The sequence below is a fragment of the Ruegeria sp. HKCCA0235A genome (genome assembly GCF_013033235.1).
Lineage (GTDB): Bacteria > Pseudomonadota > Alphaproteobacteria > Rhodobacterales > Rhodobacteraceae > Ruegeria.
The window spans coordinates 523,215-546,557 of record NZ_WQDQ01000001.1 but is presented as its reverse complement, the minus strand read 5'-3'; the positions used below and the strand labels follow the sequence as shown (position 1 = coordinate 546,557).

At 59.4% G+C, this 23,343-nt stretch carries 20 protein-coding genes; 9 read left to right on the top strand and 11 right to left on the bottom strand.

The features are described from left to right. Positions 1 to 15: 15 nt before the first annotated feature. On the bottom strand, positions 16 to 495 hold the full coding sequence (locus GOW56_RS02680) for a hypothetical protein (RefSeq protein ID WP_171167879.1): 480 nt from the start codon (positions 493 to 495) through the stop codon (positions 16 to 18). Between the two features lie 96 nt (positions 496 to 591). Between GOW56_RS02680 and trkA the strand changes: the two genes are divergently transcribed. The 5 genes from trkA to GOW56_RS02655 all read left to right on the top strand — a co-directional run bounded on the left by trkA (position 592) and on the right by GOW56_RS02655 (position 5,475). Then, positions 592 to 1,968, top strand: a complete 1,377-nt coding sequence (trkA, locus tag GOW56_RS02675) for a Trk system potassium transporter TrkA (RefSeq protein ID WP_152458149.1) — start codon at positions 592 to 594, stop codon at positions 1,966 to 1,968. Continuing rightward, entirely contained in the window at positions 1,968 to 3,506 is a 1,539-nt protein-coding gene (locus GOW56_RS02670) for a TrkH family potassium uptake protein (RefSeq protein WP_171167880.1), read from the top strand. Before trkA ends, GOW56_RS02670 begins: the two co-directional genes overlap by 1 nt. Before the next feature lie 132 nt (positions 3,507 to 3,638). Beyond that, positions 3,639 to 3,878 carry an RNA chaperone Hfq gene (gene hfq, locus GOW56_RS02665; protein ID WP_005982826.1) on the top strand — a complete coding sequence of 80 codons (240 nt, stop codon included), beginning with the start codon at positions 3,639 to 3,641 and terminating at the stop codon, positions 3,876 to 3,878. Continuing rightward, positions 3,878 to 5,149: a GTPase HflX gene (hflX, locus tag GOW56_RS02660; RefSeq protein WP_171115657.1), complete on the top strand. Its 1,272-nt coding sequence runs from the start codon at positions 3,878 to 3,880 to the stop codon at positions 5,147 to 5,149. Before hfq ends, hflX begins: the two co-directional genes overlap by 1 nt. Before the next feature lie 20 nt (positions 5,150 to 5,169). Beyond that, a complete protein-coding gene (locus tag GOW56_RS02655; protein WP_171167881.1) occupies positions 5,170 to 5,475 on the top strand; it encodes a putative quinol monooxygenase in 306 nt (101 codons plus the stop codon). Position 5,476: 1 nt separating this feature from the next. On the opposite strand, the gene GOW56_RS02650 is transcribed toward GOW56_RS02655, so the two are convergent. The 4 genes from GOW56_RS02650 to hemB all read right to left on the bottom strand — a co-directional run bounded on the left by GOW56_RS02650 (position 5,477) and on the right by hemB (position 10,329). After that, positions 5,477 to 5,872: a nuclear transport factor 2 family protein gene (locus GOW56_RS02650; RefSeq protein WP_171204858.1), complete on the bottom strand. Its 396-nt coding sequence runs from the start codon at positions 5,870 to 5,872 to the stop codon at positions 5,477 to 5,479. Positions 5,873 to 5,981: 109 nt separating this feature from the next. Beyond that, entirely contained in the window at positions 5,982 to 8,444 is a 2,463-nt protein-coding gene (locus tag GOW56_RS02645) for a penicillin acylase family protein (protein WP_171115661.1), read from the bottom strand. Positions 8,445 to 8,612: 168 nt separating this feature from the next. Beyond that, the gene (locus GOW56_RS02640; RefSeq protein WP_170344102.1) at positions 8,613 to 9,188 is read right to left on the bottom strand and encodes a YSC84-related protein; all 576 of its coding nucleotides are present in this window, start codon (positions 9,186 to 9,188) and stop codon (positions 8,613 to 8,615) included. Between the two features lie 142 nt (positions 9,189 to 9,330). Continuing rightward, entirely contained in the window at positions 9,331 to 10,329 is a 999-nt protein-coding gene (hemB, locus tag GOW56_RS02635) for a porphobilinogen synthase (protein WP_171115665.1), read from the bottom strand. Positions 10,330 to 10,449: 120 nt separating this feature from the next. Between hemB and GOW56_RS02630 the strand changes: the two genes are divergently transcribed. Continuing rightward, positions 10,450 to 10,974 carry a component of SufBCD complex gene (locus GOW56_RS02630; protein ID WP_152458141.1) on the top strand — a complete coding sequence of 175 codons (525 nt, stop codon included), beginning with the start codon at positions 10,450 to 10,452 and terminating at the stop codon, positions 10,972 to 10,974. A 21-nt stretch (positions 10,975 to 10,995) separates the two neighbouring features. Continuing rightward, a complete protein-coding gene (gene mfd / locus GOW56_RS02625; RefSeq protein WP_171204857.1) occupies positions 10,996 to 14,454 on the top strand; it encodes a transcription-repair coupling factor in 3,459 nt (1,152 codons plus the stop codon). Between the two features lie 141 nt (positions 14,455 to 14,595). On the opposite strand, the gene GOW56_RS02620 is transcribed toward mfd, so the two are convergent. From GOW56_RS02620 to GOW56_RS02605, 4 genes are all read right to left on the bottom strand, one after another. Beyond that, positions 14,596 to 16,254, bottom strand: coding sequence for a hypothetical protein (locus GOW56_RS02620; protein ID WP_171204856.1), 1,659 nt, complete (start codon positions 16,252 to 16,254; stop codon positions 14,596 to 14,598). A gap of 58 nt (positions 16,255 to 16,312) precedes the next feature. Continuing rightward, positions 16,313 to 17,521, bottom strand: a complete 1,209-nt coding sequence (locus tag GOW56_RS02615) for a multidrug effflux MFS transporter (RefSeq protein ID WP_171204855.1) — start codon at positions 17,519 to 17,521, stop codon at positions 16,313 to 16,315. Between the two features lie 76 nt (positions 17,522 to 17,597). Next, a complete protein-coding gene (locus GOW56_RS02610) occupies positions 17,598 to 18,257 on the bottom strand; it encodes a DsbA family oxidoreductase (RefSeq protein WP_171204854.1) in 660 nt (219 codons plus the stop codon). Continuing rightward, positions 18,254 to 19,771: a class I adenylate-forming enzyme family protein gene (locus GOW56_RS02605; RefSeq protein WP_171204853.1), complete on the bottom strand. Its 1,518-nt coding sequence runs from the start codon at positions 19,769 to 19,771 to the stop codon at positions 18,254 to 18,256. Before GOW56_RS02605 ends, GOW56_RS02610 begins: the two co-directional genes overlap by 4 nt. A gap of 64 nt (positions 19,772 to 19,835) precedes the next feature. Between GOW56_RS02605 and GOW56_RS02600 the strand changes: the two genes are divergently transcribed. Beyond that, positions 19,836 to 20,459, top strand: a complete 624-nt coding sequence (locus tag GOW56_RS02600; protein ID WP_171167898.1) for a helix-turn-helix domain-containing protein — start codon at positions 19,836 to 19,838, stop codon at positions 20,457 to 20,459. On the opposite strand, the gene GOW56_RS02595 is transcribed toward GOW56_RS02600, so the two are convergent. Continuing rightward, entirely contained in the window at positions 20,448 to 20,687 is a 240-nt protein-coding gene (locus GOW56_RS02595; protein ID WP_171167900.1) for a hypothetical protein, read from the bottom strand. The genes GOW56_RS02600 and GOW56_RS02595 overlap by 12 nt on opposite strands. 123 nt (positions 20,688 to 20,810) lie before the next feature. Here GOW56_RS02595 and GOW56_RS02590 point away from each other — a divergent pair, with 123 nt between their 5' ends. Next, on the top strand, positions 20,811 to 21,218 hold the full coding sequence (locus GOW56_RS02590) for a hypothetical protein (protein ID WP_171204852.1): 408 nt from the start codon (positions 20,811 to 20,813) through the stop codon (positions 21,216 to 21,218). Between the two features lie 26 nt (positions 21,219 to 21,244). Here GOW56_RS02590 and GOW56_RS02585 read toward each other — a convergent pair whose 3' ends face one another. Beyond that, positions 21,245 to 23,062 carry an extracellular solute-binding protein gene (locus GOW56_RS02585; protein ID WP_171204851.1) on the bottom strand — a complete coding sequence of 606 codons (1,818 nt, stop codon included), beginning with the start codon at positions 23,060 to 23,062 and terminating at the stop codon, positions 21,245 to 21,247. Positions 23,063 to 23,343: the final 281 nt, after the last annotated feature.

The window sequence follows — 23,343 nt, the reverse complement described above, 5'->3', positions numbered from 1 at the left end:
GCCGGTCGCACGGCCTCAGCCGGCCTGACCAGGTGTTATGATCTGAAATGAGCCGTCATCGAATTTCACAAAGCACGACGCGCTGTTGAGCGGTGGCAAAGTGGTTGTTCGCGTCGCGGGCACGCGTGATTTGACGTTCTGCTTGCACGGCGGCAGGCTGACGGGTCGAAACCCTTTCTGGGCCATGCATTGCGCTTCGACCGTGTTGCGCAGGCCCTGATTCACATCCACGGTATAAACACGGCCGGGCTGCCACCAGCCGGGTGATCGATAGCAACGACCCCTGCCATCGCAATATGTACGCCCCGGCCAGTAGGTTGGCGGGCTTTGGCGGATCTGATTGGCTACCGGCACCTCTTTGACCGCCTTCAGCTGGCACTGAGTGGTCTCTTTTTGCAGGCGCGATACGGTTTCACCTTCGCGGTAGTAAAGCGAAAGTGGTCCGCAAGAAGTCAGCACCATCAAAGGTAACAGCATGGGAAACAGCGTTTTCATATGCTTATCTTGCCGCAGCCGGGCTGCGATGACAATTCAATTGACCGCTCTGGGGGCATCTGTCATTCAATCCTTTCAGGCAGAAGGGCCAGAAGCATGAAGGTCATTATTTGCGGTGCGGGTCAGGTCGGCTGGCAGATCGCGCGGCATCTTTCGGGCGAGCTGAACGATGTTACCGTCGTGGACAACAATCCCGACCTGGTAAGGCGGGCGACTGAAACGCTTGATGTGCAGGGGATCGCCGGGTTTGCAAGTTATCCGGACGTGCTGGAACGGGCAGGGGCCCGTGACGCTGACATGATCATTGCCGCCACCCATTCGGATGAGGTGAACATGGTCACCTGCCAGATGGCGCATTCGGTCTTTTCGATCCAGCGCAAGATCGCGCGCCTGCGGTCGAAATCCTACCTCGAGGCGATCCACTCGGATCTGTACCGTCGTGATCATCTGCCGATTGATGTGGTGATCAGCCCCGAACGCGAAGTTGCCGCCGCCGCCATGCGCCGCCTGTCTGCCCCATCCGCCTTTGACACCGAGATTTTCATGGACGGCAAGGCGCAGCTTCTTGGGGTGCGGGTGGAAGAGGATTGCCCGATCGTGAATACACCGTTGCGGCAGCTGACGGATCTGTTCTCGACCCTCAGTTCCATCGTGGTTGGGGTGCGGCGCGAAGGCACGCTGTTTGCGCCCGAGTCCGAGGATCAGCTGTTCGTGGGCGACGAATGCTATGTCTTTACCAACGTCAAGGACGTGGATCGCACCATGGAGGTGTTCGGCAAGGCGCAGAAGCGGCAGGATCGCGTGGTGATCGTGGGCGGCGGAAATGTCGGGCTGGAAGTGGCCAGAACGCTGGAAGAACGAGAAAGCCGCGTGCGGGCCAAGATCATCGAACGCGACCGCCATTGCGCTGAACTCGCCGCCGAAGCTCTGGAACGGACGATCGTGCTGCATGGCGACGGGCTGGATGCCGGGTTGCTGAGCGAAGCGGGGATCGAGCGGGCCGATGCGATGCTGGCAGTTACGGATGACGACCGTACGAACATGCTGGCTGCGGTGCGTGCCAAGGCCGAAGGCTGCGCTCTGGCTATTGCATTGATCAACGATCCCAGCATGGTGGCCCTGATGGGGCCCTTGGGGATCGATGCTTATATCAACCCGCGAGCCACGACCGTCAGTTCGATCCTGCGGCACATCCGGCATGGACGGGTGCGTCAGGTCTATTCCATAGGGGACGCCGAGGCCGAGGTGATCGAGGCCGAGGTTCTGTCAACCTCGCCTATGGCCGGGCAACGTCTGCGCGATATCGACTTTCCCGAGGGGGTGCTTGTGGGCGCGGTCCGCAAGGGAGACGAGGTTTTGCGACCGACAGGCAGCCTGCGGATCGATGAAAAAGATGTGGTCGCAATCTTTGCCATGGCCAAGGACGTGCCAGAGGTTGAACGCCTGATGCAGGTTTCAATCGATTTCTTCTGATGGCGCATGCAGGGACACAACAGGTTGGATTGTTGCGGCGGTTGCCGTTGTTCCTGCTGATCTGGGGCATTGCATCCCTGACCATGTGGATTCCAGCGATCTATGCGTTGGCTCTGGACGATCACGACACGTCACGATCCTTTCTGTATTCCGGGATCCTGGGCTTGTTTCTGGTTGCGACCATCGCGATGGCGTCTTCCAACCGCATACCCCGGCGCGGCACGTTGGGGCAGTTGGCGGTGATGCTGGCCTGTTTCACGCTGCTGCCCATCTTTCTGGCGATCCCATTTCACGACGCGCTTGGAACGACCACCTTTCTGAACGCCTATTTCGATATGGTCAGTTCTCTGACGACCACGGGGGCGGACCTGTTTCCGGATCCGGCCCGCCTGACGGCCCCGTTGCATTTGTGGCGTGCCATGGTCGGTTGGATGGGCGGCCTGCTGATGTGGATCGCCGCTGCGGCGATCCTTGCTCCGCTGTCGCTTGGCGGGTTCGAGGTCACTGCCAAAGGCCAGCCGGGGCGCCCGGTGTCAGGGGTGGCACAGAGCGAGCGCGTGGACCCGCGAGGCCGTCTGATCCGTGTCGCCAGGACCCTGACACCAGTCTATGTCGGGCTGACGACCGTGATCTGGGTTCTTCTGTTGATTGCCGGTGAAGTCGGTCTGACGGCCGTGTGCCATGCGATGGCAGTGATGGCCACGTCCGGCATCTCTCCGGTCGGCGGCATGGAAGGGGCGCAGGCCGGGTTTACGGGCGAAGCCATCCTGTTTCTGTTCCTGTTCTTTGCTCTCTCGCGTCTGACTTTTTCGAAGGATACCGCGACAACAGGCTATTCCCGTCTGGATACGGACCCAGAGTTTCGCATCGGTCTGATGATTGTCCTTGCTGTCGCAATCCTGTTGTTCTTCCGGGTTGTCGCGGGCGTGACGGAAATCGGTGGTCAAATGGAACCAATGCAGGCGTTGCAAGTCATCTGGGGGATGCTGTTCACCGTTCTGGCTTTCCTGACGACGGCCGGATTCGAAAGCGCGAACTGGAACGACGCACAGCAACTGTCGGGTTTGGGAACGCCCGGTTTGCTGTTGATGGGGCTGGCATTGATCGGCGGAGGCGTCGCGACGACGGCCGGAGGGGTCAAGCTGTTGCGGGTCTTCGCGCTGTATCTGAATGGCGCACGAGAGATCGACCGCCTGATCTATCCCTCGTCCGTCAGCGGTGCAGGGGGTGGCAATCGCCGCATTCAAAGCGACGGGGCGTTCATCGCCTGGATCTTTCTGATGCTTTTTGCGCTGACCCTTGCGGTATTCAACCTATTGCTTGCGGCGATGGGGTCCGGGTTCGAACAGGCCATGGTGCTGAGCGTGGCCACGCTCAGCACGACGGGGCCGTTGATCGAGTTGGCCACCGACGTACCAATTCGCCTGATCGATCTTTCTGCCGGCGCCAAGCTGACGCTGTGCGCGGCCATGGTCATCGGGCGTCTGGAAACGCTGGCGATCATCGCCCTGATCACCCCGTCACTTTGGCGGGATTGAGCCGGGCACATCATGCGGCGGCTAACGCCTGATTTTTCATCTGGAATATCTGTGCGTAGCACTCCATACTCTGCCGGAGGGAGCGCGTTGGTCCGCAGCGCGTAGCAAGAACAATGGCGAGATTATAAAAATATGGCTTCGGACAGACAGAATCTTCAGGATGCCTTCCTGAACAATGTACGGAAAGCTAAGGTTCCGGTCACGATTTTCCTGATCAACGGTGTGAAATTGCAGGGTGTCATCACCTGGTTCGACAATTTCTGCGTATTGTTGCGCCGCGACGGACAGTCGCAGCTGGTCTACAAACACGCGATTTCGACCATCATGCCGTCACAGCCGATCAACCTGTATGAGGGCGAAGACGCCTCTTGATGGAACATGAGCGGGCGCGCACCCGGGCCTGGGTGCTGCATCCCGAAATCAAATCAGACGAACAGCGCCGTGTCCCCGAACCGGCGCTGGAAGAGGCGGTGGCACTGGCCGCCGCATTGCCCGATCTGGACGTGATCGGGTCAGAAGTCGTGCGACTTCAACGCGCGCAGGCCGGGTACTTGTTCGGCAGCGGCAAGATTGAAGAACTTGGCGAGCGTTTTCGCGACAACGAGGTTGAACTGGTTCTGATCGACGGGCCGGTGACCCCGGTGCAGCAGCGCAATCTGGAAAAGGCGTGGAAGGTCAAGATCCTCGATCGGACCGGGTTGATCCTTGAGATTTTCAGCGATCGCGCCCGCACGCGGGAAGGTGTGTTGCAGGTCGAGATGGCCGCGCTCAGCTATCAGCGGACGCGGCTGGTACGGGCGTGGACACACCTTGAACGTCAGCGCGGTGGTTTGGGATTTGTCGGCGGACCCGGCGAAACCCAGATCGAAGCCGACCGCCGCGCCATTGACGAGCAACTGGTACGCTTGCGGCGGCAGTTGCAGAAGGTGGTCAAGACCCGGACACTGCACCGGGCCGCCCGGGCCAAGGTGCCTTATCCAATCGTCGCACTCGTCGGGTATACGAACGCAGGGAAATCGACGCTGTTCAATCACCTGACCGGGGCCGAAGTGATGGCCAAGGACATGCTGTTCGCCACGCTGGATCCGACCATGCGCCGCGTACAGTTGCCCGACGGCCCCGAAGTGATCCTGTCGGACACGGTGGGCTTTATCTCGAACCTCCCGACCGAGCTTGTGGCGGCTTTCCGGGCCACGCTGGAAGAAGTCCTGGGGGCCGACCTGATCGTCCATGTGCGTGATATCAGCCACGAGGAAACAGAGGCGCAGGCGCAGGATGTCGAGGCGATCCTGACCTCGCTGGGCGTCGGCGAAGAGAGGCCTCGGCTTGAGGTCTGGAACAAGATAGACCTGCTGAGCGCCGATGAGCGCGAGGCAACGCTGGCGCGGGCGGACCGAGATCCTGAGATATTCGCGATTTCGGCTGTAACCGGGGAAGGCATCGCGCCGTTGCTGTCCGAGATTGCGATGCATCTGCAAGGTGCACGGCGTGAGGTGGTATTGGATCTGTCTTTCTCTGACGGGGACAAGCGGGCCTGGTTGTTCCGCCAGGATGTGGTGCGTACAGAAGAACAGACCGATGACGGTTTCCGCATCACGGTATTGTGGACCGATAAACAGGCGGCTCAGTTTGACTCGTTGTAGATTTGGGGACAGCGCTGTCCATGTCTGACAAGCCGGACCAAAGAGTGTTCCTGACCGGCCATATCGATGTGCCCGTGGACCGGCTGGAAGAGGTGCGCGCAGCGTTGCCGGACCATGTGAAACTGACCCGGGCGGAACAGGGCTGCATATCCTTCGACGTGATCGAGGATCAGACCCGTCCAGGTCGGTTCAACGTGTCAGAAGTGTTTACAGATCAGCAGGCTTTCGATGCACATCAGGCCCGGACACGGGCGTTTGACTGGTCGCGGGTCACTCAGGGGATACCGCGGGACTACAGGATAGAACGCGCATCCAGCGGACGGTGAGTCAGGCCCCGTCTATCTGCCGTTGATGGTCGTCCGCGTCGAACCAGCCCAACGAAGACTGTACAAGATAATCTGACGTCAGTTCCCACTCTTCCCAGCCGCGCGCTATGACGTGATTGCCGGTTACGGAATGGTGCCCTTCGCGGGTCCAGACGAATATGGCATGAGATCCGGCCCATCGCATCATGTCGCAACGCAGCTCGAGATCCGGAAAATCCGCGAAAAACCTCCGGGCCATGTCGGCGATCGCCGCGCGCCCCTCGATCAGGTCGCCCCGGTTGATGGTGACCTGCCCGTTTGACGCGAAGAAGCCGGCAACCGCGTCGGAGTCACCTGAGCTCCAGGCTATTGCGTAGTCTCGCGCGAGGTTATTCAGAGTATCCCGAATGCTGGCCATACTCGCCCCCTTTTGGTCCCACATGATCGGTGCCGTTATGTTAGGCGAATAAAGCTGTGGGTGCCACGATGCCCCCGCGAACAGGGCGGGGACTTGCCGAATAGGCGGATTATCGCGGGATCAGATTGGTTACCCCGACAGCCGCAGCGCGGGCCAGGTCAAGATCCAGTGACATGGGTATGTATTCGCCACGCCGCCACAGCTGCGCCTGATCGTCATAGTAACGCGACAGGAAATGACCCGATTGCCCGGTCGCTGTAATGAAGACCGAGCTGTTGGGGTCGGCAAAGTCATACACCCCGCGATACCCGGCGCCGTGCACATTCTGGAACGGATCAGGCCCTTCCCCCGATGTTCGGCCACGCAGCAATGTGTTGTCGCCGCCGCTGGTCGATTGGCGAATGTTCACAAAAAACCGCAATATTGGGACAGAGCCCAGCACGGGGTGATCATGCGTTGCCTGATGCGCGTCGCCCCAACGAAGGGATTCAAGCGCGCTGCCATATCGTTCAGAGATCCAGATCAGCGCGTCGTCCAGCGCAAGCCGCGCCATCTCGGTGCATGTCTCGACCGGTGCGCTTTGGATCACGTCGCACCAGACACCCGCGCCGTCAATGTCGCGATAGACCCGTTCGATGAACAGCGGTTCGACATGTTTGTATTCGCTGGCCAGAGGCCCAAGCTCGTCCGAGATCAGCCGGATTTGCAGCGCACGCAGCCAGGCCGCATAGATCAACGGCTCGGGCAGGTGTTCGTTCATCTCACCGTTCCAGTCCGCCAGCAGCGACAGTGCGATCTGGCGCTGGCGTTCCGGCGTTCCTTCCGGGGCCGAAGCCCCGGTGAACCACAGATCGGCACCGATCAGCGGCAGCAGGGACCGCGCGGTAAAGCTGACCGTGTCCAGCTGTGCCTCGATAAAGCTGTCGCGGGTATGCACCTCGCGCGATTGCATCAGGCGTTCCCAACGATGCACGCGCTGCGTATCGCCCCATTCATACGAGACGTGATCCGGGAAGGGGCGGTCGATGATCTTGTTGTTCGTGTTGCCCAGAACGCCGCCGACGGGGGCCACAAATTCCGGGTTGTCGGCATAGGGCAGGCGGCCTTGCCAGCGATTGGCCTCGATCCAGCCGGGCGAGGGGATGCGCCCCCTACTTTGATTTAGCAGATCACGCCGAGGCATGGCGCCGATCAGCTTCATCCCGATGGTCGTCTTGTCGACCAGCGACAGGTTCTGAGAAGGCGCGATGAACTGCTCACCGACCGCGATGGCCTGCTCCACGTTGTCGGCGTTCATCAGCGCCATGGACGCCGACATCGACGTGTCCTGCGGGCTGAGCGCCGTCCAGGACAGCGATGCCACATGGCCCGGCGGCGTGATGGTTTCCAGCTTGTAATCCGTGCCCGGCAGCACCGGCCCATTGTCCGTCCAGCGCAGGGTCAGCGTTACCGGAGCTTCCCCCTTGATCTCGATGATCGAAGGGCGGGTCTGGAATTCCTTGAAGCCGGTCGGGGTCAGGTATTCCTCGGGATTGTCAGGATTCAACTGCTCGATATGAACGTCCTGATCGTCAAGATACGAGGATGTCAGCCCCCATCCCAGCCGGTCGCTGCGTCCGGTCATGATGGCGGGCACACCGGGGATCGAAGCCCCGATGACACCGCCTTTTTCTAGGCCGAGATGTGCCAGGTACCAAATCCCGGGCGCAGTGAAACCCAAATGAGGGTCGTTGGCCAACAGGGTTCCGCCACTTGCAGAACGTGACGGCGCGGCGGTCCAGGCGTTTGAAGCTCCGGCCAGACCACGTTTGGGAAGGGGTGAAAGAGGTGTTTCGGGAATGTCCGTTCCCGCCGCATAACGCGGAAGATCTGGGAACAGGGTGGCATATTCGGGCAGCGCGGCAATGCCGGGTCCGGGAACGTCGGGCAGGATGTCGGCCAGACGTTCTGGGTTGTTCAGCATCAAGGACGTGCGCGCGCGCAGAACTTCATCGGTCAGGTGGCCTGACAGTTGCAGCGCCATCAGCTTGATTATTGCGATACTGTCACCCGGTTGCCAGGGCGAGACCGGAGCGTTGAACAGGAACATCTCGGGTGCGCCGCGACCCAGCGCCTCTTCGTTGATCTCGGTCAGGCGGGCATTGACCCCGGCGGAATAGGCACGCAAGGCGGCCTTGGTATAATCGTCCTGCACCTCGACTGATCGGTGGGCCAGCCCGTAAAGGTCCAACCTGCGCAGCAGCTTGTCGATGTGAAGCGTGCGCGGGCCAAAGACCTCGGACAGACGGCCTTGCGCGGTACGGCGCATGACCGTCATCTGCCACAGTCGATCCTGTGCGTGAGCATATCCCAATCCAAAGAACACATCGGGATCGGTCTGGCCCAGAATATGCGGTACGTTGGCGGTGTCGCGTACGATCTCGACCGGGGCGGTCAGACCTTCGACCTCAAGCGTTTGGTCATAGTCCGGCAGGGATTGGCTGGCCAGAAAATAGACAAGGCCCATTGCGGCGAGGATCAAAATGATCAGACCCGACGCGATGCGCACCAGCCAGCGGAAAACAAGACCCATTACTGCCCCTATTATTGTTCAGATGAATGTTGCGCAGAGACTAGAGGATGGTCGGTCCGACCGAAAGAGGAACGCGGCAAGAACCTGCGCGGGAAGGGGTGAAATCAAATGCCCCGCCGCAGTGTTGTGCTGCGACGGGGCCGTGTGTGGGGGAAGTGGTAATCCGGGTTATGGGATGATGCGGGTGTATTTCGTACCTTCGACGGTCGCGCCGAATTTTAGACCGGCCTGGCCAAAGACCACCGCCAGCACCGGCGAACGCAGTGTTGTCGTGTCCGTGGACAAGGAATTCCCTGTTGCGTCAACCACATATCCAATATCGGCACCGGCTGTCCATCCGCTGGAACGGCGGAAATCGTTCAGCGCATCCTCGGTCATGAAGAACAGGATATGCGCATATTGCTGCGCACCGATTTGCAGACCTGCGGTTCCGGAAATTGCAGAATAGTAATCGACCGTTGCGCCGTTGATGCGCAGCGCGCCTTGGCCGTAGGCACCGCCAAAGAAGATCAATCCGGCGTCGGTGATCAGGGGCATAACCAACATGCCGTTGGCTTTGTTCGCGATTTCCACGGTGTTGGGATACCGGCTGTACATTTCGGTCAGCGTGGCATCGACGCGGGCGTCGATCATGGACGAGTTTGAATTGCCGACGCCGTTGCCGCAGGCGGCGGTCAGGGACAGGCCTGCCATGCCCAAGGCAAAGCCGCGACGGTTCAGTCGGGGGGAGTTGGAACTGCTCATGGTTTTTTTCTCTGTAACTGTGCCTGATGTGTCGGGTCATCCCGATCTTGCCGGCAAGGATACGCCGATTAGGGCGATGTGTCACGGGAAAGCTGCCCGCTCAAGGGGGCTTGTCGGCGAAAAATTGCGACTCTTCGGGGTTTTAGCCCTGCAGGATGCGGGCAACCTGAGGCGAAAAATAGGTCAGAATACCGTCACACCCGGCGCGCTTGAAGGCCAGCAGGCTTTCCAGCATCGCCTTTTCTGCGTCGATCCAGCCATTCTGGGCGGCTGCCTGGATCATCGCGTATTCGCCCGAGACTTGGTAGGCATAGGTGGGTGCACCAAAGCTGTCTTTCACACGACGGCAGATATCCAAATAGGGCATTCCGGGTTTGATCATCACCATGTCCGCGCCTTCGGTCAGATCGCGTTCGATCAGGCGCAGGGCTTCGTTCGAGTTGGCCGGGTCCATCTGATAGGTTTTCTTGTCACCGGTCAGCGCGCCCGAGGCACCCACGGCGTCGCGGAAGGGCCCATAAAAAGCGCTGGCGTATTTCGCGGCATAGCTGAGGATCATCACGTTGCGATGCCCGGCACCTTCCAATGCGCGGCGCATTTCCCCGATCCGGCCGTCCATCATGTCCGACGGTCCGATGATGTCGGCGCCGGCATCGGCCTGGGCAAGGGTCATCTTGACCAACGCTTCGATGGTCTGATCATTCACGATCTCGCCATCGACGACATAACCGTCATGACCATTGATATTGTACGGGTCCAGCGCCACGTCCGTCATCACCGCAATGTCGGGGGCTGCCGCCTTGATCGCCCGGATGGCCCGGTTCGACAGGTTGTCGGGGTTCCAGGCCTCGGCGCAATCCTCGGTCTTGAGCGCGGAATCCGTGTAGGGGAAGATGCATATCGCCGGGATTCCAAGCGCTTGCGCTTCGACGGCCGCTTTTGCAATCAGATCCACCGACCGGCGAACCACGCCCGGCATCGAGGGAACGGGTTCTTCAACCCCTTCGCCGTCGCGGACGAAAACGGGCCAGATCAGGTCGTCCGTGGTCAAGGTGTTCTCGCGCACAAGTCCGCGGATTGCCCGGGATTGACGGGCACGCCGAAAGCGGGTCATGGGATAGGGGGCAATGGTCGGTTTCATGGCGCGTTCTCCTTGAACATTCGTGCATTGGGTGGCATGAATTCACAAAGGTCTCAAGGGTATCAATGGACGCGGCAGCGTGGCCAATCCTCCCTGAGTGGTTTGAATAAAGGGTTGGGTTTGGACTGGTACTCTTCGATCTTTGAAGTCATCGACATGCGTAGCTTTTCGAATCTCTGGTTCTGGATCGTGCTGGCGGTTGTCTGGTCTTCGGCGAGTCACTGGGTAATGGGCATTCCCTACGATCTGGTTGTGCGTGCCCGACGCATTGGCGGGCAGGTCGAGATCGACCTACTGGACATCGTTCGCATACACACCAACCGGATCCTGTTGATCGTCGACATGTCAGGCACCATCCTGTTGGCATTCGGGTGTTTTCTGTTCACAGGGCTGGCCACGCTTGGGTTCTATTACGGCGTCGAATTCGCGCAGGCCGTGTTCCTTCTTCTGTTTCCACTGACGCTTGTTCTGGTGGTGAACATCGTGCACGCGCGACGATTGCGGCGGCAGGAACTGACGCTCGAGTCCGTTTCGAAAACCATTGCGCGCTGCCGGCTCTATACCCAGATCATAGGCATGATCTCGATACTGGTCACTTCGTTCTGGGGCATGTATCAGAACATCTCGATTGGCGTTCTGGGATAGCAAAATCTGAAAGGCGAGGCGATGAAGGCTCCGAACCACGTGACAGTTGGCGGCGCCCCCGAAGGGTTTGACGCGCAGCTTGTGCTGAACGAAATCGCCCGCAGCAACGGGCCGGTGGCCCATGTCGCGCGTGACGACAAGCGGATGGAGGCGATGCGCGCGGCGCTGGCCTTCTTTGCCCCTGACATGCCGGTCTTCGTGTTTCCGGGCTGGGATTGTCTGCCCTATGACAGGGTGTCCCCCAATGCCGACATTTCAGCGGCCCGCGTTGCCACGCTGGCGGCGCTGGTTCACCAGATGCCGCAGAAATACGTGTTGTTGACGACATTGAATGCGGCAACCCAACGCGTCCCGGCGCGAGACGTGCTGCGCGAAGCGGCGTTCACCGCCCGTGTCGATCAGCGCATAGATGAGGCCGCGCTACGCAACTTCCTGGTGCGCATGGGCTTCACGCAAAGCCCCACCGTGATGGAGCCGGGCGATTACGCCATTCGCGGCGGTATCATCGACATCTTCCCGCCGGGTGAATCGGGCCCCGTCCGTCTGGACCTGTTCGGAGACGTACTGGACGGCGCGCGCCGTTTTGATCCCGTGTCTCAGCGCACGACCGAAAAGCTGGACGTGGTTGAACTTGCGCCCGTTTCCGAGGTCATTCTGGATGATGCGGCCATCACGCGGTTCCGCCAGAACTACCGGATCGAATTCGGCGCAGCGGGCACGGATGATCCGCTCTACGAAGCGGTAAGCGCCGGTCGCAAGCATCAGGGTATCGAACACTGGCTGCCCTTCTTCCACGAGAAGCTTGAAACACTGTTTGATTATCTGCCGGATGCCACGATCACCGTCGATGATCAGGTTACACCGGCCAGATTGGCCCGATGGGAGACGATTGCCGATCAATACGAAACCCGGCGTCTAGCGCTGGAAAACCGATCCCGCATGGATACGGTCTATAAACCCACACCTCCGGGGCTGCTGTATCTGGATGAGGCCGCGTGGGAGGCGGCTGTCGCGGATCGGCGTGTCATGCAGTTCAGCCCCTTGCCACAGGCCTCGGGCCCGGGTGTCATCGATGCCGGCGGGCGGATCGGGCGCAACTTTGCTCCGGAACGTCAGCAGGAAAGCATCAGCCTGTTCGGTGCTCTGGCCAGCCACATCAGCGCCAAGCTTGACAAAGGTCCGGTGCTGATCGCGTCCTATTCAGAAGGTGCGCGCGAACGTCTGACCGGCCTGATCGAGGATGAAGGTCTGGCCGAGGCGATTCCCATTGCCAATGGAACGCGCATCGGAAAGCGCGGCCTGCACCTTGCCGTCTGGGCGCTGGAACACGGTTTTGAGACGCCAGACCTGACGGTGATCGCCGAACAGGACGTTCTGGGCGACAGGCTGATCCGCCAATCCAAAAAACGCCGCAAGGCCGAGAATTTCCTGACCGAGACCCAATCCCTGAGCCCCGGTGATCTGGTGGTGCATGTGGATCACGGCATTGGTCGATACATGGGGATGGAGGTCGTCACGGCCGCCGGTGCCGCCCATGAATGCCTGCTGCTGGAATATGCCGAGCAGGCAAAGTTGTACCTACCGGTCGAAAACATCGAACTGCTGTCGAAATACGGCCATGACGAAGGGCTCTTGGATCGACTCGGCGGTGGCGCCTGGCAGGCCAAGAAGGCCAAGCTGAAAGAGCGCATTCGCGAGATGGCGGACAAGCTGATCCGCATCGCGGCGGAACGTGCTTTGCGTAAAGCCCCCGTTATGGACCCTCCGCCGCACGCGTGGGAGGAGTTCAGCGCGCGTTTCCCCTATCAGGAAACCGATGACCAGTTGCGCGCCATCTCGGATGTGATGGAAGACATGCATTCTGGTGCCCCCATGGATCGCCTGATCTGCGGCGACGTCGGTTTTGGCAAGACCGAGGTGGCGATGCGCGCCGCCTTTGTCGCCGCCATGTCCGGCGTGCAGGTTGCGGTCGTGGCACCGACAACACTGCTTGCCCGACAGCATGCGGCAAGCTTCAGGGAACGGTTTCGCGGCTTCCCTCTGGAAGTGCGGCAATTGTCGCGCTTCGTCTCGGCCAAAGAGGCGCAGCAGACACGTGAGGGGCTGGCCAAGGGCACGGTCGATATCGTGATCGGGACCCATGCGCTGTTGGCCAAGAACATACGGTTTCACAATCTGGGTCTACTGGTCATCGACGAAGAACAACATTTCGGCGTGGGACACAAGGAACGGCTGAAGCAACTGCGCAGTGACATCCATGTTCTCACCCTGACCGCAACCCCGATTCCGCGAACCTTGCAATTGTCGCTGACCGGGGTGCGCGATCTGTCGATCATCGGCACACCGCCCATCGACCGCTTGGCGATCAGAACCTATGTCAGCGAATTCGACGCGGTCACGATTCGAGAGGCGCTGCTGCGCGAACACTATCGCGGCGGGCAAAGTTTCTACGTGGTTCCGCGCATCTCGGACCTGCCCGAGATCGAGGAGTTCCTGAAAAACCAGCTGCCGGAACTGACCTATGTGGTTGCACATGGCCAGATGGCGGCGGGTGAACTCGATGACCGAATGAACGCGTTTTATGACGGTAAGTATGATGTGCTGCTGGCGACGACAATTGTGGAAAGCGGTTTGGACATTCCAACGGCGAACACGATGGTCGTGCACCGCGCCGATATGTTCGGTCTTGCGCAGCTCTACCAGATCCGGGGCCGGGTGGGGCGATCCAAAACCCGTGCCTATGCCTATCTGACCACCAAGCCACGGCAGAAACTGACGGCTACGGCCGAGAAACGTCTGCGGGTTCTGGGCTCGCTGGATACGCTGGGCGCCGGGTTCACTCTGGCCAGCCAGGACCTCGACATTCGGGGCGCTGGCAATCTGCTGGGCGAAGAGCAGTCTGGCCAGATGCGCGATGTGGGCTACGAGCTTTATCAATCCATGCTGGAAGAAGCGATTGCCAAGATCAAGGCCGGCGAGATGGAGGGCCTGTCAGATGCCGACGACCAATGGGCCCCACAGATCAATCTGGGCGTCCCGGTTCTGATTCCCGATGATTACGTGCCCGATCTGGATGTTCGTCTCGGCCTCTACCGCCGCCTGTCGTCGCTGTCGACCAAGGTTGAGCTGGAAGGCTTTGCCGCAGAGTTGATCGATCGTTTCGGCAAATTGCCGAAAGAGGTGAATACCCTGATGCTGGTCGTGCGCATCAAGGCCATGTGCAAACGGGCGGGCATCGCCAAGCTGGACGGAGGCCCGAAAGGCGCGACGATCCAGTTCCACAATGACAAGTTCGCATCCCCTCAGGGATTGGTCGAATTCATTCAGAACCAGCGCGGCATGGCCAAGGTCAAGGATAACAAGATCGTCGTACGCCGGGATTGGAAGAAAGACAGCGACAAGATCAAAGGGGCCTTTGCGATTGCCCGCGACCTTGCTGAAAAAGTGGTCGCGGAAAAGAAGAAGACCAAGGCTGGTTGATAGGCAGGATGGGGCTCTGCCCCCGATGCGCGTTCCGCGCATCTCCCCCGGGATATTTAGGGCCAGATGAAGTCACGGATCCCAGCTTCATCTGGCTGAAAATATCCCCGCCGGAGGCATCGCGCGGCAGCGCGATACCGCCTATACATGCATCGCAGCCTGCGCGCAGAAGCAAGACGCTGCAACCGCCCGATCAGCGCGGGCCAGAGCCAGATCCAGGCGTTGTTTGACCTGTCGGATTTCAACATCTTCCCCGCGGGCTTTGAGACAATCGTACAGCCCCTTCAGGCTCCAGACGTTGTCTGGATGGATCGAAGCGCGACTGAGCGAGCCGCCTAGGCCAAGATCTTCGCGATAGACGGCCTCTGCTTCTGCCGCATGACCTTGTTCGAACAGCAATGCGCCAAGCGCGTGGCGGGTGGGCTGCATCCAGCCCCAGGGCTCGTCATAGGGCAAGGTGTCGTCCAATTGGACCGAGCGGCGCAGATGGGCAAAGGCGATCTCGAAATTGCCCTTTCGGTATTCGATCTCACCGCGCAGCATCTCCCCCGCGATTTCCAGCAGGTCGATCACACGATTGTTGTGCAACCGGCGTGTTTCCGGAACGCATTCCCTGGCTGCCAGAAACAGGTTCTCTTCCGCTTCGGCATGGACAACGTCACCGGTTGCGGCATGTGCGATGGCGCGGGCGTAATGGGTCGTGGTCGTCAGGGTGTGGTAGAGATCCGGATCGGAGGGCAGCTCCAGCGCCTTGGCCTCTTCCCAGCGGCCAAAGCGGATCAGGATGTGCGGTCCCATGGACATGTAGCTTTCGAAGTAGTCCGCCATTGGGGGGCTTTCGATGCGTAGCATCTCCTCTGGCGTTGTATCCCACAAACCCTGATTGGCGCGCAGGGCAGGTTCGATCTGACCCAGAAACAGCGCGCCGTAGATGGCGAAGTGATAGTTGTGTTGGCGGTATCCGGTGTAGATATTGAACGCGCCTTCGCGTTCGTAATACTTCAGATCCGCATCCGAGGCTTTTTCGTTCCACTGCACCACATTGTGATAATGGCCGCACAGCACGTCAATATGTGTTGGCATATGCACCAGGTGCCCCGCATCGGGCACCAATGTGCGCAGGACATCACCGGCTTTCAGAGCTTTTTCCGGCGTGGGCGACATCTCCATCAGGTGAACATAAAGATGCAGCAGGCCGGGATGTGACATGGCGGCCGGATCGTTAGCCATGACCCATTCCAACGCCTCTTGTGCTTCAAGCGTTGCAGCGCCTTCTGCCGGTTGACCTGTTTGCAGGTCCCACATTTTCCAGGGTGTCAGGTTCAAAAGCGCCTCGACGTAGATCGTGCGCAGGTCCGCATGATCGCGGTGCGCGGCGAAGGCTGCGCGCATCGCTTCGGCAAAATCGTGGTCCCACCGGTGCATGTCCTCTGCCGGATCTCTCTGCGGATAGCGCGCAGGGAGGGCTCGGATCAGAGCTTGCTCGACGGGCGTACAGCCGCCCGCCAATCGAAGGGCGTTTTGCATGGCATCATAAGCCAGCGCCAGCGCCTTGCGGCGACCCCGCTCGTCCTGCAAGTCCCATGGAAGGTTGTAATTCGGTCCCGCCGCGTAGGCGACGCCCCAATATGCCATGGCGCATTGGGGGTCATGTTCGGCTGCGCGCTGGAAACAAACCACGGCTTCTTCGTGATTGTACCCATAGGTCCAGTTCAGGCCGCGGTCGAACCACAGCTGAGCCTCGGGAACGGAGGTCGTTACCGGACAGGAATAGCTGCCCAGATCATAGTATTCACGCATCAGAAGCCCTCCGCTTGGTTCAGGACGAGGGTAGCGTGTTTCTGACGAGTCGCACAGATCAGGCTGGCAGACGTTCTTCAACGCGGCCCATGTGCAGCATAAGCCCGAAGGCCAGAATGCACATGCTCAGGATGCCGAAGGTCAAAGGCGCGATCGAACCGTCGAACAACAACCCGATCGGGGCGGCGATGGCAGCGGCCAGCACCGTCGATATCGATCCGATGACCGAGGCTGCCATTCCGGCAATATGTCCCATCGGCTCCATCGCGATGGCGTTCAGGTTGCCCAGCGTCACGCCGGCCATGAAAAACACCATGGTTTGCCAGAACACAAACAGCGCGAATGAGGCGTCTGGCGAAAGATGCGCGGCGTTCAGGGTCATGACAAAGGTGGTAATCACGATTTGCCCCCCCAGCGCCCATGTCACCATCCGGCGCATGCCCACACGCACCACTAGTGCCGCGTTCAGCAAACTGGCCGACCCGGACATCAGCGCCACGAACCCGAACCAGAACGGAAAGCTTTCGGCGCGGTCATGGATAACGTCATAAACGGGCTGAACCATTGTCAGCATGGTGAACAGCACCCCCATGCACAGGGTCTGAACCATGATCGAAAGGCGCACGGTCGGATGCGAGAACATTTCTTTCGTGGCCGAGAACATCAACGGAATGCGGAAGGGACGACGGTTTTCACGGGCCAGAGATTCCGGCAACCGAACGCCCATCCAGGAAATGATGATCAACGCAAACAGAATGAAAGACACAAAGATCCCGCGCCATCCGAACAAAGCGATCACACCGGCGCCCAGCATCGGTGCCGCCGCGGGTACCAACGTGAAAATCATCATCGCGATTGAGATGATCCGCGCCATTTCGCGGCCTGAATACAAGTCGCGAATGATCGCCATGGCCACCACGCGCGGACCTGCGGCGCCCAGGCCCTGAACCACACGTGCAATCAAGACCAGTTCCAGTGAAGAACTGGCCCATGCGACAGCAGACGCCGCAATGTACAAAGCCGCGCCGCCGTAAATGACCGGCTTGCGTCCCAGCGCATCCGAAAGCGGGCCTGTGAAAAACGTGCCGATCCCCATGCCCAACACAAATGACGTCAGGATCAGTTGGGCACGGTTAACGTCATCGGGGCTGAGCTGCGCGCCGATCTCGGGCAGCGCAGGCAGCATTGAATCGATCGAAAACGCGATGGTGGCGAACATCATTGCAATCAGCGCAATGAATTCCGCCTTCGACATGCGATTGGCCATGAAGACCTCCTAACCCGTTCGCGCTATCACGGCGGGTCGGCATAGGCCAGACTGGAAATTTGCACAGACCTCTGTGCTATTCTGCAGGGGAAGCCTCAAGTTGAGACATGATTTCAGTGATCACTTTCTCCCACATTTCAGGAGGTTGGGCACCAGGAACTGCGTGTTGATTGGCGACAATGAAGGTCGGGACCGAGCTCACACCCATTTGGCGGGAATGAGCATCGCGGCTGCGGATATCCTCGCGGTCGGCGTCTGATTTCAGCAGCTTCATGACCACGGCGGCGTCCATTCCGGCGCTGTCTGCGATATCGGCCAAGACTTCGTGGTCGCCGATGTCGCGACCCTGCACGAAATAGGCGTCGAACAGCGCGTCGACGACGGCATTCTGCTTGCCTTCGATGCCAGCCCAATGGATCAGGCGATGCGCATCCAGCGTGTTGGGGGTTCGTTTCATGGCCTCGAAGTTGATGTTCAGACCGGCCTTTTCGGCATGTTCCACCACCGGCGCATAGGCGCGAACAGCGCCGTCCTTGCCGCCGAACTTGCGCTCGAGATATTCGCGCCGATCCATTCCTGCATCCGGCATGTCAGGATTCAACTGGAACGGATGCCATTCAATGACAAAGGGGTGGTCGGGTACGTTGGCCAGCGCCTTGTCCAGTTGAGTCTTGCCGATATAGCACCACGGGCAGATCGGATCGGACAGGATGTCGAGCTTGACGGTCTGGGTCATTTTGTTGGTGCCTCGAAATAGGCCGGCAGCGCCCGGCGCAGGAGTTTGCCGTTTCCGCCGGTCGGCAGGGCGGGCAGATGGATGAAGGCGCGTGGTTGTTTGTAACGCGCCAGGTTGGCTTCGACATAGGTGCGCAAGGCCGCATCGTCCAGCTTTTCCGGGCCCGTATAGAAGGCCGCTATCACAAATGTGTCCGGTTTGACCTCGACCGCGGCGGCGCCGACCTGAGTGATGCCCGGAAAGCGGGACAGGGCGGCTTCGACCTCGACCGGGGACACGCGATAGCCACCCGCGTTCATCATATCGTCGTCGCGGCCCAGATAGCTGATCTGACCATCCACGGCCATGGCGCCCTGATCGCCGGTCAAAAACCACTCTCCCTGTATCCGTGTTTCAACCTCATCGGGTGCGTTGAGATAGGTCAGCATCAAACCGGGGTCAGTGCGGTGAATGGCGATAGTGCCTTCTTGGCCCTTTGGCACCGGACCGTCCGGACCAAGGATCGCCACACGACGCCCCGGTTGCGGTTGTCCTAATGCGTCGCTGCGCGCGGGGTGATCCGGGCTGGAAGAAATGAAGGTAGAGCATTCGGACATGCCATAGGCTTCGAACAACTCGGTGCCGGTGGCCTTTCGCCATTGTTCGTGCAGCGTGCGCGACAGTTTCTCACCCGCGCACAAGCCGTGGCGCAGGTCTGGCAGCTCCATTCGATCGCACCCTTGCACCATCTTGCGATAGACCCCGGGGGCCGCTGCAAAGATCGTTGCGCCATGCTGGCGCAGCAGGGCAGGCAGGGCCGTGATTTCGGTGCCGGGCGCGGGGATCAGGGCAGTTGCGCCCATGGTCCATGGATCCATCAGGCCGGTGCCCAGCGTATAGGTCCAGTTGAATGCTCCGGCGTGACACAGCCGGTCGGTCTCGCGCAGACCATACCAGCCATCAACCATCATCTGCCGCGCCCAGATTGCCCGGTGGGCATGGGCCACGGCACGAGGCTTGCCCGAGGTTCCAGAGGTATAGACGACATAGGCCATACGTTCCGGATCGCCCATGTCAAATTCTGCCGGGGGCAGGCATCGCATCGCTTTCAGCGCGTCCAGCCCGATCTGCTTGGAATGCGAGGCGCAGGCAACGCCCGGATCACGCAGAATCACCGCCGGAGAAAGCTCGTCGATCATTTTGGCGGTTTCGGGTTCCGTCAGTTGTGACGATGTCGGCACCGGCACGATGCCCACGGCAATTGCCCCCAGATAGGCAATCGGGAAATCCACCGTGTTTCCCAGCCGCATCAGGGCGATATCACCGGGTTTCAACCCGGCCCGCAGCAATCCCGTGCCTGTGCCCAGCACAGCCGCTTTCAGATCGCGATAGGTCCAGTCCTGCGCGCCGTTCGGGCGCAATATCGACAAAGCCACTTTATCCTGCGCGTGATCGGCACGGCCCAGAACATGGGCTGCCAGATTGAATGGCGTGGGGCAGGGTGCGGGCGACCCCTGATCGAAGATTGACAACATGGCCTCTGGCTATCGCGCCGCCTGCCGCGTTGCAAGCGTGGCTGGCCGGGCCTATAGAAGGGTCATGAGCACTCAAGACCCCAAATCTCTGATCCGAATTGCCCGCGACTCTGGCGACCATACCGAAGTCGAACCGCTGGACCTTGGCGCACGTGTGCGAGAGCTGCGCAAAGCGCGGGAATGGACATTGGAACAGGCCGCCAGTCAGGCCGGATTGGCACGCTCGACCCTCAGCAAGATTGAAAACGGGCAGATGTCGCCGACTTACGACGCGCTCAAGAAGCTTGCGACCGGGCTGGAGATTTCTGTTCCTCAACTGTTTACGCCGCCCCAACGCGATCAGGTGATCGGACGCATGGCGATCACCCGTGTGGGCGACGGCACGGCTCATGCCACCACAACCTATGAGCATGAGTTGCTGGCCGAAACCCTGACCAAGAAACAGATGCTGCCCTATCGTGCGCGGGTCCGCGCAAGATCAATGGATGAATTTGACGGCTGGGTGCGCCATGACGGCGAAGAATTCATGTATGTGCTGACCGGTGTCGTCAAGCTTTACACCGAGTTTTACGAGCCGGTTGAGATGCGCAGAGGGGACAGCGCGTATTACGATGGCAGCATGGGCCACAACGTGATTTCCGTCAGTGACGAAGACGCGACGATCCTTTGGGTTACATCACTTGCCTAAAGCGGTTCTGCTGAATTCCCGGTTCAGCCCTTCGGTGAACAGGAAATCTTCGACCTCTTCATGCGCCTCATTTATCGTAAGTTGGTGACGTTCGGCCAAATAGGCTTCAAACCCTTTTCGATCCTTCAACACGCGCATCATGTCCTTGTCACGCAGGTTCGGAAAACGCCGCTTTGCGCGTTCGCATGCCGCATTCCAGTCGTTCGTAAGATCGGTCCAGTTCATCATCAATGAGCTTCCCTTAGCAACGATTAGGACTGCTCTCCCCCGCTTCAGAGTACGGATAGGGTGCCGTAACGTAAGACATGACAAAATGTCGCAGTGCTGGACCTCTCCTTCTTGAGGGGAAAAATGCCCGCTGCGAAGTTTCCGCAACGGGCCGGCGGGCCTACATTTGGTGTGAGTGGTGGCGGGCCCGGTTGTTCTGTAATCCGCAGCGCCAGATTGTCCCGGCAGGCAGAGTGGCGGGGTCATCGCCAGCCTGTTATTAAGCCTAAATGCGCAAAATATATGCATATTTTCCAGATAAATAAAACTGTTTGTGGGTGTTTCTTTCCGGATCGCTTGCATGTGACGATGTTGGTCGCTGATTACGATGCTTCCAATGCGGCCAAACGATATCTTGTGTGGGATGGCAATGTGCTGAAATTTGCCGATTGGTGGAATTTTCCTGAGCGCTATTTGTATGAAACAGCTGGAACTTCAAGCTTCCGTCTTTCGGAAACTTCAATTGGAAAGACCAGCCGAATTCACATGTAGAACGGCTGGTCTTGGGTTTGCGCCTTTTACCGGGCGTCGTACCACCAGACTTCGGGCATGTATTGCGGACCGTCGCCATAGATGGGCAGGGTTTCCGGGTGCTTCAGCTCTTTGACATGAGCAATACGCCCGATGTCAAAGCTCCAGATCGGGATGACATAGCGGCCTGCCGTCAATACCCGGTCCAGCGCGCGGGTGGCCGCGGTAAAGTCCTGGCGGGTTTTTGAGGCCAGCATGGCATCGATCATGGCATCAACTGCGGGCGAAGATACGCCCATCAGGTTGCGAGTGCCGGGCGCATTGGCAGTTTCGCTGCCCCAATAAAGACGCTGCTCATTGCCGGGAGACAGGGAAAGCGCCCGGCGGAACGTCGTGACGTCAAAGTCCAGTTCAGACGTGCGCCCGACATATTGGGCATTGTCGACCTGTTCCGTCGTGACCCGGATGCCAAGACGTTCCAGCGCGCGGGAATAGATCTCGACCACGGTTGCCATCTCGCTGTCACCCTGTTGAAGCAGGAAAGTCATCTGAAAGGCATCACCATTTGCATTGCGCAGCACGCCATCCTGAACGGTCCATCCCGCCTCGGCCAATAGTCCGGCGGCCTTGCGGAGGTTTGCCCGGTTCCGGGCCGACCCGTCGCCTTTCGGCAGTTCATACCCTTCCAGCGTGCCGGGCAACAGGATGTCAGCGAAAGGAAGCAACAGGTCTTTTACCTGCCCCTGGGCCGGGCCGGGCTGCATCGCAAGGTCGGAGCCCGAGAAATAAGACGTGATCCTTGGTTGCGCACCACCGGTTACCGTATCGTTGATGAAATCGAAGTTGAACGCGAGCATCAGCGCTTCGCGCACGCGCCAGTCGTCGAACGGAGCCTTTCGTGTGTTCATCACGAATCCGGTCATTCCCGAAGGTTTTCCATGCGGAATTTCGGTCTTGATGACATCGCCGCGCTGCACGGCGGGAAAGTTGTATTGCGTGTCCCATTTGTCGGCGTTGAATTCACGCACGGCTGACAGCTCTCCGGCCTTGAAAGCTTCGAACAAGACGCTGCCGTCGCCGTAGAATTCGATCCGCAGCTCATCAAGGTTCATGGTGCCGCGGCGAAACGGGATGTCGTTCCCCCAATAGTCCGGATTGCGTCGCAGATTCACAAAGCGTCCCGCTTCATAGCTTTCGATCACATAGGGGCCGGTTCCAATCGGCACATCATGCAGTTGTGCATCCGCGAAATCCTTGCCCTCCCATTGCGCCTTTTTCAGGATCGGGCGCATCCCGGCCAGCAGCGCAAGCTCTCGGTCGGGTTCATTGAACGTGATCCGCACCGAACGCGGGCCGGTTTGTTCGATACTGTCGATCTTGCCCCAAAGACCGCGATAGCGCAGATGCCCCTGCGTGCCCAACGTTTCGTAAGACCAGATAACATCATCGATCGTGACCGGACTGCCGTCGGAAAACCGCGCCTCCTCCCGCAGGGTGAATTCGACCCAGGACCGGTCTGGATCGGTCTCAACTGATTCGGCTAACAGCCCGTAAAGTGTGAAAGGTTCGTCCCATGACCGCCCCATCAGGCTTTCATGGGTCCAGAAAGGCAATTGCCATGGCGAGGTGCCTTTTTGCAAAAACGGGTTCAGGCTGTTAAAGCCGCCCGTGTTTCCGAACACCGCTTTGCCGCCTTTGGGGGCATCCGGGTTGGCGTATGGGAGGGACACAAAATCCGGTGGTAGGGCCGGGTCCCCATACATAGCTATGCCATGAGACGATTCTGCATGGGCGACAGAGATCACGAAAATGGTGGCGATTCCCGCCACAAGTGATCGAAACGGACGGAGAAAATCCGGGCTCATTTTGGAAACAATCCTGCTCTGGCCTTATTTTGTTGGTATTCACCGTAGTGATGATTTTTCTTATTATCAAACTTTTAGCTTGGACCAAGGCGCAGAATTGCTTATAAAGGTTGCACTGCTCGATAGGTTTCTTGCCTGTATGAAACCTGCCTCAATAACTTAACGCCCGCTTCGTGCGGGCGTTTTTTTTGCCTGTGGAAGTCTCAGGCCGGTATTCCCATCCCACATGTTTCCCCGTTTTCTTTGCAGGTGCAGCATGGCATGGTGCGCCTGATCAACGC

Coding starts and splice junctions, on each gene's coding strand:
- GOW56_RS02640 (WP_170344102.1), bottom strand. CDS start 9,188: ATGAGCAGTTCCAACTCCCCCCGACTGAACCGTCGCGGCTTTGCCTTG.
- GOW56_RS02655 (WP_171167881.1), top strand. CDS start 5,170: ATGTCTGACAAGCCGGACCAAAGAGTGTTCCTGACCGGCCATATCGAT.
- hemB (WP_171115665.1), bottom strand. CDS start 10,329: ATGAAACCGACCATTGCCCCCTATCCCATGACCCGCTTTCGGCGTGCC.
- GOW56_RS02650 (WP_171204858.1), bottom strand. CDS start 5,872: ATGGCCAGCATTCGGGATACTCTGAATAACCTCGCGCGAGACTACGCA.
- GOW56_RS02605 (WP_171204853.1), bottom strand. CDS start 19,771: ATGTTGTCAATCTTCGATCAGGGGTCGCCCGCACCCTGCCCCACGCCA.
- hfq (WP_005982826.1), top strand. CDS start 3,639: ATGGCTTCGGACAGACAGAATCTTCAGGATGCCTTCCTGAACAATGTA.
- GOW56_RS02670 (WP_171167880.1), top strand. CDS start 1,968: ATGGCGCATGCAGGGACACAACAGGTTGGATTGTTGCGGCGGTTGCCG.
- mfd (WP_171204857.1), top strand. CDS start 10,996: ATGAAGGCTCCGAACCACGTGACAGTTGGCGGCGCCCCCGAAGGGTTT.
- GOW56_RS02590 (WP_171204852.1), top strand. CDS start 20,811: ATGCCCGCTGCGAAGTTTCCGCAACGGGCCGGCGGGCCTACATTTGGT.
- GOW56_RS02600 (WP_171167898.1), top strand. CDS start 19,836: ATGAGCACTCAAGACCCCAAATCTCTGATCCGAATTGCCCGCGACTCT.
- hflX (WP_171115657.1), top strand. CDS start 3,878: ATGGAACATGAGCGGGCGCGCACCCGGGCCTGGGTGCTGCATCCCGAA.
- GOW56_RS02585 (WP_171204851.1), bottom strand. CDS start 23,062: ATGAGCCCGGATTTTCTCCGTCCGTTTCGATCACTTGTGGCGGGAATC.
- GOW56_RS02680 (WP_171167879.1), bottom strand. CDS start 495: ATGAAAACGCTGTTTCCCATGCTGTTACCTTTGATGGTGCTGACTTCT.
- GOW56_RS02645 (WP_171115661.1), bottom strand. CDS start 8,444: ATGGGTCTTGTTTTCCGCTGGCTGGTGCGCATCGCGTCGGGTCTGATC.
- GOW56_RS02620 (WP_171204856.1), bottom strand. CDS start 16,254: ATGCGTGAATACTATGATCTGGGCAGCTATTCCTGTCCGGTAACGACC.
- GOW56_RS02595 (WP_171167900.1), bottom strand. CDS start 20,687: ATGATGAACTGGACCGATCTTACGAACGACTGGAATGCGGCATGCGAA.
- GOW56_RS02615 (WP_171204855.1), bottom strand. CDS start 17,521: ATGGCCAATCGCATGTCGAAGGCGGAATTCATTGCGCTGATTGCAATG.
- trkA (WP_152458149.1), top strand. CDS start 592: ATGAAGGTCATTATTTGCGGTGCGGGTCAGGTCGGCTGGCAGATCGCG.
- GOW56_RS02610 (WP_171204854.1), bottom strand. CDS start 18,257: ATGACCCAGACCGTCAAGCTCGACATCCTGTCCGATCCGATCTGCCCG.